Annotated in this window: 15 protein-coding genes and 1 pseudogene; 9 read left to right on the top strand and 7 right to left on the bottom strand. The window is 71.2% G+C overall.

What is annotated here, in order from left to right:
• A pseudogene (locus AB8Z75_RS18365) lies at positions 1–333 on the bottom strand (chromosomal replication initiator protein DnaA); the annotation flags it as partial.
• 528 nt (positions 334–861) lie between these two features.
• Between AB8Z75_RS18365 and rpmH the strand changes: the two are divergent.
• The 9 genes from rpmH to AB8Z75_RS18320 all read left to right on the top strand — a co-directional run bounded on the left by rpmH (position 862) and on the right by AB8Z75_RS18320 (position 8,119).
• Entirely contained in the window at positions 862–999 is a 138-nt protein-coding gene (rpmH, locus tag AB8Z75_RS18360; RefSeq protein ID WP_016906158.1) for a 50S ribosomal protein L34, read from the top strand.
• A 24-nt stretch (positions 1,000–1,023) separates the two neighbouring features.
• Complete coding sequence (gene rnpA, locus AB8Z75_RS18355; RefSeq protein ID WP_369203298.1) at positions 1,024–1,452, top strand: ribonuclease P protein component; 429 nt, start codon at positions 1,024–1,026, stop codon at positions 1,450–1,452.
• Complete coding sequence (gene yidD / locus AB8Z75_RS18350; protein ID WP_369203296.1) at positions 1,449–1,739, top strand: membrane protein insertion efficiency factor YidD; 291 nt, start codon at positions 1,449–1,451, stop codon at positions 1,737–1,739. The genes rnpA and yidD overlap by 4 nt, the downstream gene beginning before the upstream one ends.
• Before the next feature lie 3 nt (positions 1,740–1,742).
• Entirely contained in the window at positions 1,743–2,984 is a 1,242-nt protein-coding gene (gene yidC, locus AB8Z75_RS18345) for a membrane protein insertase YidC (RefSeq protein ID WP_369203294.1), read from the top strand.
• Between the two features lie 110 nt (positions 2,985–3,094).
• Entirely contained in the window at positions 3,095–3,559 is a 465-nt protein-coding gene (locus AB8Z75_RS18340) for a protein jag (RefSeq protein WP_369203301.1), read from the top strand.
• Positions 3,556–4,311, top strand: a complete 756-nt coding sequence (rsmG, locus tag AB8Z75_RS18335) for a 16S rRNA (guanine(527)-N(7))-methyltransferase RsmG (RefSeq protein WP_369203292.1) — start codon at positions 3,556–3,558, stop codon at positions 4,309–4,311. Before AB8Z75_RS18340 ends, rsmG begins: the two co-directional genes overlap by 4 nt.
• A 602-nt stretch (positions 4,312–4,913) precedes the next feature.
• Positions 4,914–6,143 (top strand): ParA family protein, encoded by a 1,230-nt coding sequence (locus AB8Z75_RS18330; RefSeq protein WP_369203290.1) that lies wholly within the window; start codon positions 4,914–4,916, stop codon positions 6,141–6,143.
• Complete coding sequence (locus AB8Z75_RS18325; protein ID WP_369203288.1) at positions 6,140–7,381, top strand: ParB/RepB/Spo0J family partition protein; 1,242 nt, start codon at positions 6,140–6,142, stop codon at positions 7,379–7,381. The genes AB8Z75_RS18330 and AB8Z75_RS18325 overlap by 4 nt, the downstream gene beginning before the upstream one ends.
• A 117-nt stretch (positions 7,382–7,498) precedes the next feature.
• Complete coding sequence (locus AB8Z75_RS18320; protein WP_369203286.1) at positions 7,499–8,119, top strand: N-acetyltransferase family protein; 621 nt, start codon at positions 7,499–7,501, stop codon at positions 8,117–8,119.
• Between the two features lie 173 nt (positions 8,120–8,292).
• On the opposite strand, the gene trxA is transcribed toward AB8Z75_RS18320, so the two are convergent.
• The 6 genes from trxA to murJ form a co-directional block, all read right to left on the bottom strand.
• The gene (gene trxA / locus AB8Z75_RS18315) at positions 8,293–8,622 is read right to left on the bottom strand and encodes a thioredoxin (protein WP_369203284.1); all 330 of its coding nucleotides are present in this window, start codon (positions 8,620–8,622) and stop codon (positions 8,293–8,295) included.
• A gap of 76 nt (positions 8,623–8,698) precedes the next feature.
• Complete coding sequence (gene trxB / locus AB8Z75_RS18310; protein WP_369203282.1) at positions 8,699–9,685, bottom strand: thioredoxin-disulfide reductase; 987 nt, start codon at positions 9,683–9,685, stop codon at positions 8,699–8,701.
• Positions 9,686–9,791: 106 nt separating this feature from the next.
• The gene (locus tag AB8Z75_RS18305) at positions 9,792–10,979 is read right to left on the bottom strand and encodes an anti-sigma factor (protein WP_369203280.1); all 1,188 of its coding nucleotides are present in this window, start codon (positions 10,977–10,979) and stop codon (positions 9,792–9,794) included.
• The gene (sigM, locus tag AB8Z75_RS18300; RefSeq protein WP_369203278.1) at positions 10,976–11,875 is read right to left on the bottom strand and encodes an RNA polymerase sigma factor SigM; all 900 of its coding nucleotides are present in this window, start codon (positions 11,873–11,875) and stop codon (positions 10,976–10,978) included. Before sigM ends, AB8Z75_RS18305 begins: the two co-directional genes overlap by 4 nt.
• 85 nt (positions 11,876–11,960) lie before the next feature.
• Positions 11,961–14,318, bottom strand: coding sequence for a hypothetical protein (locus AB8Z75_RS18295; protein ID WP_369203276.1), 2,358 nt, complete (start codon positions 14,316–14,318; stop codon positions 11,961–11,963).
• A 133-nt stretch (positions 14,319–14,451) separates the two neighbouring features.
• Positions 14,452–16,224, bottom strand: a 1,773-nt coding sequence (gene murJ, locus AB8Z75_RS18290; RefSeq protein WP_369203274.1) for a murein biosynthesis integral membrane protein MurJ, incomplete at its 5' end; no start/stop codon positions are given.

Here is a 16,224-nt window from a genome sequence, read left to right as displayed (position 1 = left end):
GGTGGGCGACGGGATCGAGGCGGCGGCCGGCGGTGCGGGGGAGGCGGCCTGCGGCATCGGGCCGGTCACCGTGATCGCCAGGCGGATCGGCTGGCGGCACTCGCGGCTGAGGGTTTCGGTGATCAGCGGAGCGAGCCGGCCCTCCAGGACCTGCTTCGCGTATTCGTTCGGCACGCCCAGCAGCGCGGTGCCCGAGACCAGCACGAGGGGCTGGCAGTCCCGCAGCCACCGCTGGTCCTTCGCCTCGACGCTGCTTCCTTCGGGACCCTCGCGCAAAAGCTGTTCCAGCACCCGTGGCCACACTGCGGCAAGATCGGCAGGTAGGTCAGCCACAGGGCACGCTCTCTCACTCGCTGGGTGACGGGTCACGCGCTGGGTGACGGTCGTCGTCCGGTGATCGACCAGGTCCCACGAATGTGTGGTTCTGGGCACGGTCGGGAAGGAAAGGAAGTTCGGCCACGGTAGTCACGCGGACCTGCCCCGTTCAAGTCGTTGTCCACAGGCTGTGCACGAGTGCAGTAGCGGACGCGGGCGGGGCAGCGGGCGGGAGACGGGCGGGGCTGGACGCGGTGGCTCCGGGCCGCGTCTCCCGGGCCCGGAGCCGGGGCCCGGAGCCGGGGCGCCCCGTGGGCGCTGGTTTGACCGGATGGCGTAAGCGCGCGTACCGTAACCAGGTCGAGTGTCGACGGCTGCTGCCGCCTGCCTCCGATGGGCAAGATCAGCGGGTTCGCCCGATTGATCATGAAGCGGTGCACACTCGGGCGTTGCGAGCTACTCGTGGGCGCACGGTGACAGCCAGTCGACTCCCCACACCCTGTCCTGCGGTGTCCGTGGGACACGAAGCATCCCTGGAGCCCCCGAGTGAGCAAGCGCACCTTCCAGCCGAACAACCGCCGCCGCGCGAAGACCCACGGCTTCCGGCTGCGCATGCGGACCCGCGCCGGCCGCGCGATCGTCGCGAACCGCCGCAGCAAGGGTCGCGCCCGCCTGTCGGCCTGAGCAGCCTGACCACAGGTCCATGACGTGCTGCCTACCGAGAACCGGCTGAGGCGGCGCGAGGACTTCGCGACCGCGGTACGCCGAGGACGCCGGGCCGGACGCCCGCTTCTCGTCGTCCACCTACGCAGTCGAACGGACCCGCACGCGTCGGAGGGAGAGGTCCCCCCGACGCGTGCGGGTTTCGTCGTGAGCAAGGCCGTCGGCAACGCCGTCGTCCGTAACCGTGTGAAGCGGCGTCTGCGCCCTCTGATGCGCGAACGTCTGTGCAAGCTGCCCACAGGTAGCCTGGTTGTCGTACGGGCGCTGCCCGGCGCGGGAGACGCGGACCACACTCAGCTGGCCCGTGATCTGGACGCCGCGCTGCGGAAGCTGCTCAAAGGGTCCCCTCGCTCTGCCGACTCGGGGGACAGCCCCCGCGATCCCGGCCGCGAACCGGGAGGGAGAGCGCCGTGAAGTACCCGCTGCTGTGGTTGATCAAGCTGTACCAGTGGACGATCAGTCCGATGCTCGGCCCCGTGTGCCGGTACTACCCGTCGTGCTCCCACTACGGCTACACGGCCATCCACCGCCATGGCGCCGTGAAGGGGACGGCAATGACGGCATGGCGCATTCTGCGCTGCAACCCGTGGTCGCCCGGTGGCGTCGACCATGTCCCCGCCCGGAAGCACCCGGTATGGCACCAGCGGATCCGCTCCCGCTGGCAGCAGCACCGGACCCAGTCCAACGCCCAAGGAGCCTGATTCGTGGACACGATCCTGAGTCCTCTCTATACCGCTGTCTCCTGGATCATTGTCCAGTTCCATACGCTGTTCGGCTGGGTCTTCGACCCGGACAGCGGCTGGGCCTGGGGTCTGTCCATCTTCTTCCTGGTGGTACTGATCCGGATCTGCCTGATCCCGCTGTTCGTGAAGCAGATCAAGTCGACCCGGAACATGCAGGCGCTCCAGCCGAAGATGAAGGCGATCCAGGAGCGCTACAAGAGCGACAAGCAGCGCCAGAGCGAAGAGATGATGAAGCTCTACAAGGAGACGGGCACCAACCCGCTCTCCAGCTGCCTGCCGATCCTGGCGCAGTCGCCGTTCTTCATCGCCCTCTTCCGGGTGCTCAGCCACATCGCGGACAACAAGCCGGTGGGCGTCCTCAACGCCGAGCAGGTCGACAGCGCCCGTAGCGCGAAGATCTTCGGTGCTCCGATCGCCGCGAAGTTCATGGACAGCGCCGACCAGGTCAAGGATCTGGCCGCGACGCTCGTCGACGTCCGCGTCGTCACGGTCATCATGATCGTTCTGATGTCGGCGTCGCAGTTCTACACGCAGCGCCAGCTGATGACCAAGAACGTCGACCTGACGGTGAAGACGCCGTTCATGCAGCAGCAGAAGATGCTGATGTACGTCTTCCCCATCATGTTCGCCGTCTTCGGTATCAACTTCCCCGTCGGTGTCCTCATCTACTGGCTGACCACCAACGTGTGGACGATGTGCCAGCAGCTCTTCGTGATCAAGCGCAACCCCACCCCCGGCTCCCGCGCCTTCAAGGAGCGCCAGGAGCGGCTGCGCGCCGCGGGCAAGCTGAAGGAGGACCCGAAGGAGGTCGAGGCCCGCGAGGCCGCCGAGGCCGCCCGGGCCAGGCGCCAGCAGCCCAAGCGCCAGACGAAGGCGCAGCGGCAGGGCGGTCCGGTCGCTGCGGGCTCCAAGGAGGGCGGCACCTCCTCGGCTACCGCGTCGCTGGAGAAGGACGACTCCGGCCCCGCGGACAAGCCGGGCTCTGGCCAGAAGTCCCGCCCGGCGGGCGGGTCCGCCACCGGGAAGGGCGCCCAGAAGGGCTCGGGCCAGAAGGGCTCGGGCCAGAAGGCGTCAGGTAAGCAGCAGGGCGGCGCCAAGCAGAGCGGTCAGAAGCAGGGCGGCGGCCAGGCCAAGTCGGGTCAGAAGAAGACCGGGCAGCAGCGCAAGGGCCCGCAGCGTCCCAAGCACCCCTCCAAGAAGTGAGCACCGAAGGAGTCCCCGCCGTGACGGACACGACCGCCCCCGAGAGCACGGACGCTCCCGAGAGCACGGATGCGACCGGCCCCGAGAGCACCGAAGCCGACACCGACACCCTGACCCGTCTGGAACAGGAGGGTGAGATCGCGGCCGACTACCTCGAGGGCGTGCTCGACATCGCCGACCTGGACGGCGACATCGACATGGACGTCGAGGCCGACCGCGCCGTGGTCTCGATCATCGGTGAGGGCACCTCGCGCGACCTGCAGAAGCTGGTGGGCAAGGACGGCGAGGTACTGGAGGCCCTGCAGGAGCTGACGCGGCTCGCCGTGCACCGCGAGACGGGCGACCGCAGCCGGCTGATGCTGGACGTCGCCGGCTTCCGGGCCCGCAAGCGGGAGGAGCTGGCGGAGCTGGGCGAGCAGGCGGCCAAGGAGGCCAAGGGCTCCGGCGAGCCGGTGAAGCTGCGCCCGATGACCCCGTTCGAGCGCAAGGTCGTACACGACGCGGTGAAGGCCGCCGGGCTGCGCAGCGAGTCCGAGGGCGAGGAGCCGCAGCGCTGCGTGGTCGTCCTCCCGTGACCCGGGACGCGGGGGAGCCGCAGGAGCCCACGGCGGACCTTCCGCCCGCTCCCGAGGCGGCACACAAGGCGTTCGGGGACAGCCTGCCCGCCGTGCGGCGGTACGCGGAACTGCTGGCCGACGCCGGGGTGCGGCGGGGCCTGCTCGGTCCGCGCGAGGTGCCTCGCCTGTGGGAGCGGCACCTGCTGAACTGCGTCGTGCTCTCCGAGGTGGTGCCCGAGGGCGTCTCCGTGTGCGACGTCGGATCGGGCGCAGGGCTGCCGGGGATTCCGCTGGCGCTGGTGCGTCCGGACCTGGAGATCACGCTCCTGGAACCGCTGCTGCGGCGGACGACCTTCCTGCAGGAGGTCGTTGAACTGCTGGGGCTCGACCACGTCACGGTGCGGCGGGGGCGGGCCGAGGAGATGCTGGGCACGCTGACGCCGGTACACGTGGTGACCGCCCGCGCGGTCGCTCCGCTGGACCGGCTGGCCGGCTGGGGAGTGCCGCTGCTGCGCCCCTACGGCGAGATGGTGGCCCTCAAGGGCGACACCGCCGAGGAGGAGGTCCGCACGGCGCGGGACGCGTTGCACAAGCTGGGGGTCGTGGAGACCACGGTGGAGCAGATCGGCCGCGGCGTGGTGGATCCCCTCTCGACGGTGGTGCGGGCCCGGGTCGGCGAGAGCCCCGGCGGTGTCCGGTTCGCCGCCCGGCGGGCCAAGGCCGAGAAGGCGGCCCGCCGCGCGGCCCGTGGCGGTCGCCGCGGTCGCTGACCCCCGGCCGGGCCCCGGGGTGCCCGGCCGCTGCGTCCGGCGCCGCCGGTGCGGCGCCGCACCGGGGCCCGCGGAGACCGGTCGTCGCGTAAAAGCCACCGCGTCGCGGCGAGGGCCGCCATCGCCGCGTCACCGCTGTCGTCCCGGCGGCGGTGGCCGGCTGGCGAAGTCGGCTTCCGTGTGGGGTGCTGGGCATGAGCACTGCGTCGTCGGCGCGACCGCATGTGCTCTGGGCGCCCGGCGCGCGGCGGTGGGCCGATGTCGCCGGCGGGGCGGCCGTGACGGAACGACACGGGCGTCCGGCGTTCGTGCGGCGCCGGATCGTCAGCGGTTCTTCCGGTCGGCGCTGAAACGCTGATTCGGTTACGCGGTTACTCCATAAAAACGCTTACGGCACCGCGGCGCGGAGTGTCGCGGCGGCACCCGTCAGGGCCGCGTGCATCGTGTTTCACGTGAAACGCCGCTCTCTGTTGCACGGAATCATCAACCGAGGCCGCGCCGCCGCCGGTGCGCGCGGCCGGACCGCACCCACCCCCCAGCCCCGCTCCGACGTGGATTCGTCCACAACTGAGCGGGGCTCGCTGGTTCGCGACACCGAAAGCATGGGAGGCTCTGTTCATTGCGAGCCTGATGGTGAGGAGAGTGAACCGTTGCGGTCCGACGCCAACATCGCGGGACCGATGGCCGACCCGGTCCCCGGTCCCCGGACAGAGCCAGGGGATACCAGCGCGGGCGGGGGCGCTCCCCGCGGTGACGCGGCACGTGAAACGCCACCGCCCATGGATGACACCCCTATTGGCCGTGCCGCCCAGCAGGCGGTCGAGGCGATGAACAGAGCCGGGGAGGGTCTGCCGCGGCCGGCCCAGACCCGGGTCATGGTGGTCGCCAACCAGAAGGGCGGGGTCGGCAAGACCACGACGACCGTGAACCTCGCCGCCTCGCTGGCTCTGCACGGGGCCCGCGTCCTGGTGGTCGACCTCGACCCGCAGGGCAACGCGTCGACGGCGCTGGGTGTGGATCACCACGCCGAAGTCCCCTCGATCTACGACGTCTTGGTGGAGAGCAAGCCGCTCTCCGAGGTCGTCCAGCCGGTGCCGGACGTGGAGGGGCTCTTCTGCGCACCGGCGACCATCGATCTCGCCGGTGCGGAGATCGAGCTCGTGTCGCTGGTCGCGCGGGAGAGCCGTCTTCAGCGGGCCATCGAGGCGTACGAGCAGCCGCTGGACTACATCCTCATCGACTGCCCGCCCTCGCTCGGCCTGTTGACGGTCAACGCCCTGGTGGCCGGTGCGGAGGTGCTGATCCCCATCCAGTGCGAGTACTACGCGCTGGAGGGCCTGGGGCAACTGCTGCGCAACGTGGAGCTGGTGAGGGGGCATCTGAACCCTCGACTGCACATCTCCACGATCATTCTGACGATGTACGACGGCCGTACCCGGCTGGCGTCCCAGGTGGCGGAGGAGGTGCGCGGGCACTTCGGTAAGGAAGTGCTGCGGACCAACATCCCGCGGTCGGTGCGGATCTCGGAGGCTCCGAGTTACGGCCAGACGGTCCTCACCTACGATCCCGGCTCCAGCGGTTCCCTGTCCTACCTGGAGGCGGCGCGAGAGATCGCGCTGCGGGACCCGCACGTCGAGCAGGCCCAGCAGGCACAGGAAGCCCAGCAGGCCCAGCAGGCCTACCAGGGGGCACCGGCCCAGCACGCGGTGCCGTTCCAGGCACCACAGCAGCAACCACTCGGACAGCCACCGGCCCAACCACAACCACAACAGCAGCAGCAACAGCAACCGCAACAGGCACAGCAGCACGGCAGCATGGCGGAGGGGCAGTGAGCGAGCGACGTAGGGGCCTGGGGCGGGGGCTCGGTGCGCTGATCCCGGCGGCTCCGGCGAGTACGGAGACCGCTGAGACCTCGGAGTCGGGGTCCGAGCGGCAGTCGCCGAGCGTCACGGGGGGCTCCACCTCTCCCACCGCGGTCCCGCTGCTCTCACCGGAGCAGGGGTCGCGCGGGGTGGCGGCCGCGAAGGTCGCCGCGCTCTCCCAGCGGGAGAGCGACGAGTGGGTTTCACGTGAAACGCCGGATGCCGCATCCGCCGAAGAGGTTACGTCCAGCCAGGACGAGGCCTCTGCTGAGGAATCGGCGACGGGAGCGGTGGACGGGGCGTTCTTCGCCGAGGTGCCACTCGACGCGATCACCCCCAACCCGCGGCAGCCCCGTGAGGTCTTCGACGAGGACGCCCTCGCCGAACTGGTCACCTCCATCAAGGAGGTTGGTCTCCTCCAGCCGGTGGTGGTGCGTGAGCTGGAGGCCGGTCGCTTCGAGCTCATCATGGGTGAGCGCCGCTGGCGCGCCTGCCGGGAGGCGGGGCTGGAGCAGATTCCGGCCATCGTCCGGGCCACCGAGGACGAGAAACTCCTCCTGGACGCCCTGCTGGAGAACCTGCACAGGGCGCAGCTGAATCCGCTGGAAGAGGCCGCCGCCTACGACCAGCTCCTGAAGGACTTCGCGTGCACCCATGACGAGCTCGCCGGCCGGATCGGCCGCTCCCGCTCGCAGGTGACCAACACGCTGCGGCTGCTGCGGCTCTCCCCCGCGGTGCAGCGCCGGGTGGCGGCGGGAGTGCTGTCCGCCGGGCACGCGCGAGCGCTGCTGTCGGTGGAGGACGGCGAGGATCAGGACAAGCTCGCTCACCGCATCGTGGCCGAAGGCCTGTCGGTGCGGGCGGTCGAGGAGATCGTCACGCTGATGAGTGGCACGCCCAAGGGGCGGACCAAGCCGAAGGGGCCCCGGGCCGGTGCCCGGGTGTCCCCCGCGCTGAATCAGCTGGCGGGCCGCCTCTCCGACCGCTTCGAGACCAGGGTGAAGGTCGACCTGGGCCAGAAGAAGGGCAAGATCGTCGTGGAGTTCGCCTCCATGGAGGATCTCGATCGCATCCTCGGCCAGTTCGCCCCCGGGGAGGGCCGGGTGCTCCAGCAGAAGCTCGCGGAAGGCGACGGTGGCCAGGGCGACGACGAGCAGGGCGAGGACGGGCAGGAGGACGGCGAGCGGGGAGACGGGGGTTCCCTGTAGTCCCGGCGTCCGGTTGTCCGACCCCGCCCTCTCGGTCGCTTTCGGGCCGACCATCGCACCAGTCACAACAGCAGAAACCTACCGACGAGCTGTCGCCCCATGGCTACGATGTCTGCCATGGGGCGACAGCTCGTTCCGCTCACGCTGGACAACCTCGGGGACCTGCCGGAGCGCTGCCGTGCCTGCGCCTTCTGGGAGCTGGGCCCGGTCAGCGACGAGGAAACGGCCGGGTCGGGCCGCCCGGACCGGGAGAAGGAGGCCTGGATCTCGGCGGTGCTGCTGGAGTGGGGCTCCTGCGGCCGGGTCGTCTACGTCGACGATGTGCCGGTCGGCTACGTGCTCTACGCGCCGCCCGCCTATGTGCCGCGCTCCTTCGCCTTCCCCACGAGCCCCGTCTCCCCCGACGCGGTGCAGCTGATGACGGCGTTCCTGCGCCCCGAATTCCAGGGGCAGGGCATCGGCCGGGTGATCGTGCAGACGGTGGCGAAGGATCTGCTGCGGCGCGGGTTCAAGGCGATAGAGGCGTTCGGGGACACGCAGTGGAGGGAACCTGCCTGTCTGCTGCCCGCCGACCATCTGCTGGCCGTCGGCTTCAAGACCGTCCGGCCGCATCCGCGCTTTCCCCGGCTGCGCCTGGAGCTGCGGTCGACCGTTTCCTGGCGGCACGACATGGAACGGGCGCTGGATCAGTTGCTGGGCAAGGTCCACAGCAAAGAGCCGGCGCTCCGGCCGCTGTAGAGGGCGCTGTCGAGGGTGCCGCAGAGGGTGCTGTAGGGCGGGGGAAGTCGGCATCTCGGCCGCTGCGGAGGGCCGGACGAGGGCCGGACAACGAACAGGGGCGCGGTTTCACGTGAAACCGCGCCCCTGGTGCGTCTCGTCCGGCGTGCATGGCACCCGGACGTGCGTGGCACTCAGCCGATGAAGTCGGAGAGGTCCTTCTCGATGGCGGCCTTCGGCTTGGCGCCGACGATGGTCTTGACGACCTCGCCGCCCTGGTAGACGTTCATGGTCGGGATCGACATGATGCCGTACTTCGCGGCGACGCCGGGGTTCTCGTCGATGTTCAGCTTGACGACGGTGAGCTTGTCGGCGTGCTCGGCGGCGATGGCCTCCAGCGACGGGGCGATCTGGCGGCACGGACCGCACCAGGCCGCCCAGAAGTCGACTAGCACGGGCTTGTCGCTCTTGAGGACGACCTCTTCGAAGTCTGCGTCGGTCGCGGTCACGGTGGCACCGGCCATGGTGCTTCTCCTCAGGGTGTGTGGTGTGCGGTGGGGTGAAGGCTGACGGAAGGGGGCGGCGGGGGAGCCGGGACGGTCAGACGGCGGCGGCTGTCTTCTCCGGCTCGGGGGTCTCCTCGGCGTCCACGTCGGTGAGCGCCGCCAGGAAGCGCTCGGCGTCCAGCGCGGCCGAGCAGCCGGTGCCCGCCGCGGTGATGGCCTGGCGGTAGGTGTGGTCCACCACGTCACCCGCCGCGAAGACGCCGGGCACGTTGGTACGGGTGGAGGGGGCGTCCACCTTGAGGTAGCCGTCCTCGTCGAGGGTGAGCTCGTCCTTGAACAGCTCCACGCGCGGATCGTGGCCGATGGCGACGAACAGGCCCGTCGCGTCCAGCTCGCGGGTCTCGCCGTTCTCGGTGTCGCGGAGGGTCAGTCCGGACAGCTTGCCGTCCTTGCTGTGGATCTCGGCCACCTCGCTGTTCCAGGCGAAGGAGATCTTCGGGTCGGCGAAGGCGCGCTCCTGCATCGCCTTCGAGGCCCGGAGGGTGTCCCGCCGGTGGACGATGGTGACGGACGCGGCGAAGCGGGAGAGGAACGTGGCCTCCTCCATGGCCGTGTCACCGCCACCGACCACAGCGATGTGCTGCTCGCGGAAGAAGAAGCCGTCGCAGGTGGCGCAGTAGGAGACACCGCGGCCGGACAGCTCGTCCTCCAGGGGCAGGCCCAGCGTGCGGTGCTGCGAGCCGGTGGAGACGATCACCGTGCGGGCACGGTGGACGGTGCCGGTGGAGTCCGTGACGGTCTTGACCGGACCGGACAGGTCGACGGCCGTGACGTCGTCGGGGATCAGCTCGGCGCCGAAGCGCTCCGCCTGGGCCCGCATGTTGTCCATGAGCTCCGGGCCCACGATGCCTTCCTGGAAGCCGGGAAAGTTCTCGACCTCGGTGGTGTTCATCAGGGCGCCGCCCGCCGTGACGGAGCCCTCGAACACCAGCGGCTTCAGCGACGCGCGGGCGGTGTAGAGCGCTGCCGTGTATCCGGCCGGGCCCGAGCCGATGATGATGACGTTACGGACGTCGCTCACGGGAGTCTTCCTTGTCTGCCGACTGCTATCCGGGATCTTGCGCCGAGGCTTTCACCCCGTCCAACGGATCCTACGGGGCAGACATTCCCGGGCCCGCGACCCCGGGTCACCCGCGTGGGTACGTGCCCTGGAACAGCACCTCACCGGTCTGCGGTGGGTCGGCGCTGATGCAGTAGGGGTCCACCAGGTAGGCGTCGACCTGCTCCGTGTCACCACCCTGGTGCGGGAGGACGACCAGGTAACCGGAGCGGTTCGCGAAGGTGGCCTCCGGGTCGACGGCCAGCGGGGTCTCCGTACGGCCGAGGGCGTCCCGCACACAGGAGGGGACGGTCGTGCCGCCGCCCCCCAGGTCGTCCCGAAGCGTGTTGTCACCGGTGCTGGGGCTCTGCTTGGTGTCCAGAGAGGGGGATGCGCTCGGCTTCGAGGAGGACGGGGCGCTCTCGGTGGGAGAGGACGTCGGCTGGTCGGACAGCAGCCGCTGTACGCGCTTGCGGAGCTGATGATCGTCGCCGCTGCCGTCGCTGTCGGTGTCGGAGGTGAGGGAGCCCGTGGGACTCGGGGTCACGGCCGGTACCGGGCCCTCGGGACCCGACTTGGCGGTGCCCGAGGAAGTCTTGGTACCGGCCGAGTCGGAGAGCGCCTGGAGCGTGACCCCGCCGAGGGCCAGTACGGCGACGGAGGCCGCGGCCACCAGCACGGCCCTCCGCCGGCGACGGGCGCGCCGGTTTCCGGCTGCGCCCACCTCACGCCCGGGGCCGCCGGCACCCGACGCGTGCCCCGGGGGGCGGCCGTCTCCGGAGCGCCGGACGGACGTCGTTTCACGTGAAACCGGCGTCTTCGCGGTACGCGGCAGCGGAGCCGCCACATCCGGCGCCGTTTCACGTGAAACCGCGCCGTCTTCCGGCACGCCGTCGTCCGGCACGCCGCTTTCCGACGCACCGTCTTCCGCCGCGCCGCTTTCCGACGCGTCTGTTCCTGACGCGCCTGCTTCCGCCCCGTCGGCTTGCGTCCCGTCGGCTTCCGCCGTTGTGCGTGCCTCAGCCGACATTGCCGCGTCGATGCGGGCGGCCACGTCCTCGGGCATCCGTACGGGGCCCGGGAGCGTGCCGAGTGAGGTGCGGATCTCCTCCAGGGAGTCCCGCACCTCGGCGCACAGGTCGCACGCCTCCAGGTGGGTGCGGAGGTCGGGTTCGCGCTCGACGGGCAGGACGCCCTCGCTGAGTGCGGAGATCTCGGCGACGTCCGGGTGCTCGCCGACCGGGCGCCCGTCGTACGGGAAAGGAGTGGATGTCATGCCTGCCCTCCTCCCTTCGCTGCCCCGGAACCTGTGGTGCCCTGCGCGGTGGTCCGCGGTGGGTTCCGCGGCCCCTCTCTCGATGCTGGGACGGATGCTCCGCTCGTCGGGTTCCCTCCCCTGGCGCCGTTCGTACCCTCCGTGCTCCGCGCACTCTCCGCGCTCCGCGCACCCTCCGCGCTCCGCGCACCCTCCGCTCCGTCCTCGGTTTCGTCGGCGCTCGGTCGCAGGTGCGAGACGAGGGGGAGGAGGCGGGCGCGCCCGCGGGCGCAGCGGCTCTTGACGGTGCCGACAGCCACCTCCAGGACTTCGGCGGCTTCCGCGACGGGATAGCCCTGCATGTCCACCAGGACGAGAGCGGCACGCTGCTCGGAGGGCAGCTGCGAGAGGGCCGAGACGAGTTGCCGGTGCACGTCGTCACGCTCGACGGGGCCGGCCGCGGACTCCTCGGGCTCCAGCAGGTGCTCGAGCCGTTCGGTGTCGTCGGTCGGCGCCGCGCGGCGCGAGGCCGCCTTGCGGGCGCGGTCCAGGCAGGCGTTGACGGTGATGCGGTGCAGCCAGGTGGTCACAGCGGACCGGCCGCGGAAGGTGTGTGCGGCGCGGTACGCGGAGATCAGCGCGTCCTGCACGGCGTCGGCCGCCTCCTCCCGGTCACCGAGCGTCCGCAGTGCCACGGCCCACAGGCGATCGCGGTGCCGGCGGACGAGCTCACCGAACGCGTCGGGGTCCCCCGCCACGTGCCGGTTGAGGAGATCCTTGTCGGATTCCTTGTCGGGTTCTTTGCCGGATTCCTTGTCGGGTTCCTTGTCCCGCTGCCCGGCGTCCGGCGGGGCGGCGCCGCCCCGCGCGGTACCGCCCGCGTGCGGCGGACGGCGCGTCGCGTCGTCGCTCGCCATCGGCCCTCCCCTCGCCCGCCGCCCTCCCCGGGAAGGCGGCACCCGCGGCCTCGGCCGCACCCGTCTCACCCACGGCGGGCCGGCCTCAGCTGAGGACCTGGACCTCCGTGACGCGACCACGGTAGTTGCCGTCGTCGGAGAGCGGGAGCTTGGTGAGCCACACCAGTACGTAGCGGGTCTTGATCGGCTTCTTCGCCTTCAGGGTGAGGTGCTCCCCCGAGCCGCTGGAGACCTTGCTGAAGCTGCCCAGGGACGAGGGCATGCCGGAGACGCTGCTCGGCGCGGCCAGGAAGCTCGCTGAGGTCGTGCCGACGAAGTCGACCTTGAGCCGGCTGACCTGCCGCACCTTGCCCAGGTCGAGGATGAGCCCGGCACCTGACTTGAGGTTGCCGAAGTCCGGGCGGCCGATGTAGTGGCTGGTGAGCCAGGAGGTTCCGGGCTTGCCGTCGATCGCGTTGTGCGCCTTCTCCGGATTCTCCGAGCCGTCGCCCTGCGGATCGAAGTCCTTGACGTCCTCGACCTTGACGGGCTTGCCCGTACGCGCCGAGGTGTCGTGCGCGTGTACCTGCCCGGTGGACTTCTTCGCGGGCGGCTCGCCCTCCAGCAGCGCGTCCGCGACCTGCCAGCTGCCCAGCCCGAGCGCGGCGATCAGCAGCGCCGAGACGCCCCACTTGAGGACCTTGCCGGTACGGCCGGGGAGCGCGGGCGGAGCCGGGGGCTCGGCGCCGGGCCTGCGCGGCGGAACGCGCGCAGCGGCCGGCCCGACGGCACCGGAAGCGGCGTAGGCACCCTGCTGGTAGGTGGTGCGCTGGTACGGCGGGGGCGGAGTGAAGGTCTGCTCCGGCGGGCGGATGCGGGGCAGTGCCGAGACGGCCTTGGCCAGCTCCTCCGGAGTGGCACAGGGCTGCTCCTGGCGCGAGGCGGTCGCCCCGTCGTTGACCAGCGCCCGCATGGCCAGCGTCGACAGCCCCCGGTGGACGCCCGCGCGCACCTGCTCCGGGGCGACGAGCGTGCTCAGGTCGAGCGAGCCGACGCCGGGCAGCCCGTGTGCGTCGTCCTCGTACGGCCAACGCTGGGTGAGCGCCGCGTACAGCAGGGCGCCGATGGCCTCGGTGTCGTCGCGCTGCGGGTGATCGCTGGTGACCCCGCGCAGCGCGGCGTTCACGGCCAGCCCCCGGATGCGGTACTGCCCCATGCCGGTACGCAGCACGCAGGTCGGGTTCAGGCGCAGGTGCGCGAGCCCCTCGCGGTGCGCGGCGGACAGCCCCTGGGCGAGCTGGCCGACGAGCTGGTACGCCTCGTACGCCTCCAGGGGCCCGCTGCTGAGCAGCTCGCTGAGCGGCACGGCGTCGGGCAGCCACTCGTGGACGACGTAGACGAGATCGTCCTCCTCGACCGCGTCGAGGACCTGCACGAACCGCGGGTCGCCCAGGAGCGCCGCCGAGCGCGCGGCGGAGAGCACCTGGCGGGCCCGGGAATGGCCGGCGGGCAGCGCGTGGACGCCCACGGCGCGGCGCAGCTTCTCGTCGACGGCGCGCCAGCTGCTGAACCCGTCGAGGCGGGTGACGCACTCCTCCAGGCGGTAGCGGCGGGCGAGCTTGTGGCCGCTGTGCAGGTCGGGTCCGCGTGTCTCGGCGGACCCTTCAGCGGTTCCGGATCCGGGGCCGGATCCGGCCCCGGAACTGGCCCCGGACCCGGCTGCGGCTGCGGCTGCGGCGGTCGATTCGGCTCGGGGGGCGGCTTCGGTGTCCGTGCCCGCTTCGGTGTCCGTGTCGTCGCCGGTGTCCGGGGCGGCGTTCTCGGCGCCGACGCCCGGGTCGGAGCCCTCGGCGCCTGCGGTGCCGGTTGCGGCTTCCTCTTCGCTTGTGGCGCCGCCTGCCGTGTCGCCCTCGGCGTCGGCTGCGGTGCCGGCTGCGGCGTCGGCTGCGGTTTTGTCCGGGGTGGCGGCGGTGCCGTCCGCCGGCGCTCCGGCCGGCCCGGCCGGTTCAGTCGGATCAGCCGGTCCGGCCGCTCCGGCCGGCCCGGCCGGTTCAGGCGGCGTGCCGTCGGTGGTGGGGCGGTGCCCCGTCTCGTCCGGTGTCTCACCGGGAGAGGAGGCAACCTGCTGCGCGCGCCCGGCGTCCTCGTCGGCGGTGTCGCCCTTCCTCGGGGACTCCGCGCCCTGTGCGGGGCCTCCGCCCTCCGAGGGGGTCTCGTCCTGCGAGGTTCCCTCTTCCCGCGCGGTGGGTCTTCCGGGTGGCGTGGTGTCGGAGGCTTCCGGCTCGGGCGCCGGGGCGGCGGCCGAGGCGCCCGTGAGAGGGGAAGCCACGGCGTCGCGGCTGTGTCCGTTCGTCGCGTCCGTCGCACCGTCGCTCGTGGCCCCGTCCTGCCGGGCGGACAGCGGCTTGCCGTTCTCGCCGCTGGTCTCGGCCACGTCGACAGCGGCTGTGCTCCGTTCCGCCACCGTCGTTCCTGCCTCCCCATCCGTAGCGCCGCTTTGCTGGAAACGGCAAAAACAATTGTGCCTACACCTCGCCGCTATGCACGACACGCGGGGGCGAATGATGGTTGTATACGCCGGTTTCCCCGTCCGGATTTCATCGGCCGAGTCTGGCGCGCACCATCCCGAGCATCGCCGTCATTTCCTCGATGCGCATGCGCTTCGCCGCTAGGACGAAAACCGCGCCCAAAACGATCCCTCCGCCGGCCAGCGCGGCGATCGAACCGAGGGTGTCGCTGCCCAGGACCCGCATGATGCCCCAGGCCGCGGCGCCCGCGGCGAGCGTCGCCGGGATGCTGGCACCGCCGAGCCGCGTGTACGTGCGCACCACGCGCCGCCCGTCGAGGTCGCCCCCCAGCCGGTTGCGCAGCCGCCGCCAGGCGATGCCGACGCCGGTGAGGTAGGCGAGCCCGTAGGAGGCGGCCATGCCGACGACCGCCCAGCGGGCGGGCAGCAGCAGGAAGCACAGCGCGGAGGCGGCGGCGTTGACGGCGGCCACTATGACCGTGTTGAAGAAGGGGGTGCGGGTGTCCTCGTACGCGTAGAAGGCGCGCAGAACGACGTACTGGACCGAGTACGGGATCAGGCCGATCCCGAACGCCATCAGCATGTAACCCATGGAACGGGCGGCGTCCACGCCCGCCGAGCCGTAGATCATGGTGCACATGGGGATGCCCAGCGCCAGGAATCCGAAGGCGATCGGCACGATGGCGACGGCCGAGTTGCGCAGGCCCTGCGAGATGTCGTCCCGTACCGCTCCGGGGTCGCCGTCGGCCGCCGCCCGGGACAGCCGCGGCAGCAGCGCCGCCATCACGGAGACGGTGATGATGGACTGCGGCATCGTCCAGATGAGCTGGGCGTTGGAGTAGGCGATGTAGCCGGTGCCGGAGTCGCCGCCCTCGGCGGCCGTGTCACCGGCCCAGGTGGACAGCTGGGAGACGACCAGCACGCCGGCCTGGTTGGCGAGCACGAAGAGGATCGTCCACTTGGCCAGCTTGGCGGCCTTGCCCAGGCCGTGGCCGCGCCAGTCGAAGCGGGGCCGGATGCGGAAGCCCGCGGCCCGCAGGTAGGGGATCATCGACAGCGCCTGGACGACCAGGCCCAGCAGGGTGCCGAGGCCCAGCAGCCGCACGCCCTCGGGGGGGATGCTGGCGACGGTCAGCTTCGAGGTCGAGGCGGTGCCGTAGACCCACAGGAACAGGCTGATGGTGGCGATGATGACGATGTTGTTGAGCACCGGGGTCCACATCATCGCCCCGAAGCGTCCGCGCGCGTTGAGTACCTGGCCCATCACCACGTGGATGCCCATGAAGAAGATCGAGGGCAGGCAGTAGCGCACGAAGGTGACGGTGACCTCGTTGGCCGCCGGGTCGCCTGCCAGCTTCACGGACATCAGCCGCACCAGCACCGGGGCGGCGAAGACGGCCACGACCGCCAGGATGCCGAGCAGTACGGCGACCAGCGTCAGCAGCCGGTTCGCGTACGCCTGGCCGCCGTCGTCGTCCTCCTTCATCGCGCGCACGAGTTGCGGCACGAAGACCGAGTTCAGGCCGCCGCCGACGCTGAGGATGTAGAGCATCGTCGGAAGGGTGATGGCCAGCTGGTAGCTGTCGCCGAGGGCGGAGGCGCCGAGCGCGGCGACGATCATCGCGGAGCGGATGAAGCCCGTCAGCCGGGAGACCATCGTGCCGGCGGCCATGATGGCGCTGGACTTGAGGAGGCCGCCGCCGCCCTTGCCCCCGGAGGGCGCGGGAGCCTCTTCCTTGGGTGGGACGGCGTTGAGGTTGACGGTCTGCGCCGACGGCTCCTCGGCGGCACCTGGCGCACCGGGCTCCGGCGGATACGGCTGGGGCGGCTGGGTGGGCTGGGC

Origin of the sequence: Streptomyces sp. PU-14G (assembly GCF_041028275.1) — a bacterium.
Taxonomy (GTDB): domain Bacteria; phylum Actinomycetota; class Actinomycetes; order Streptomycetales; family Streptomycetaceae; genus Streptomyces.
This window is presented reverse-complemented; position numbering and strand designations above follow the sequence as displayed.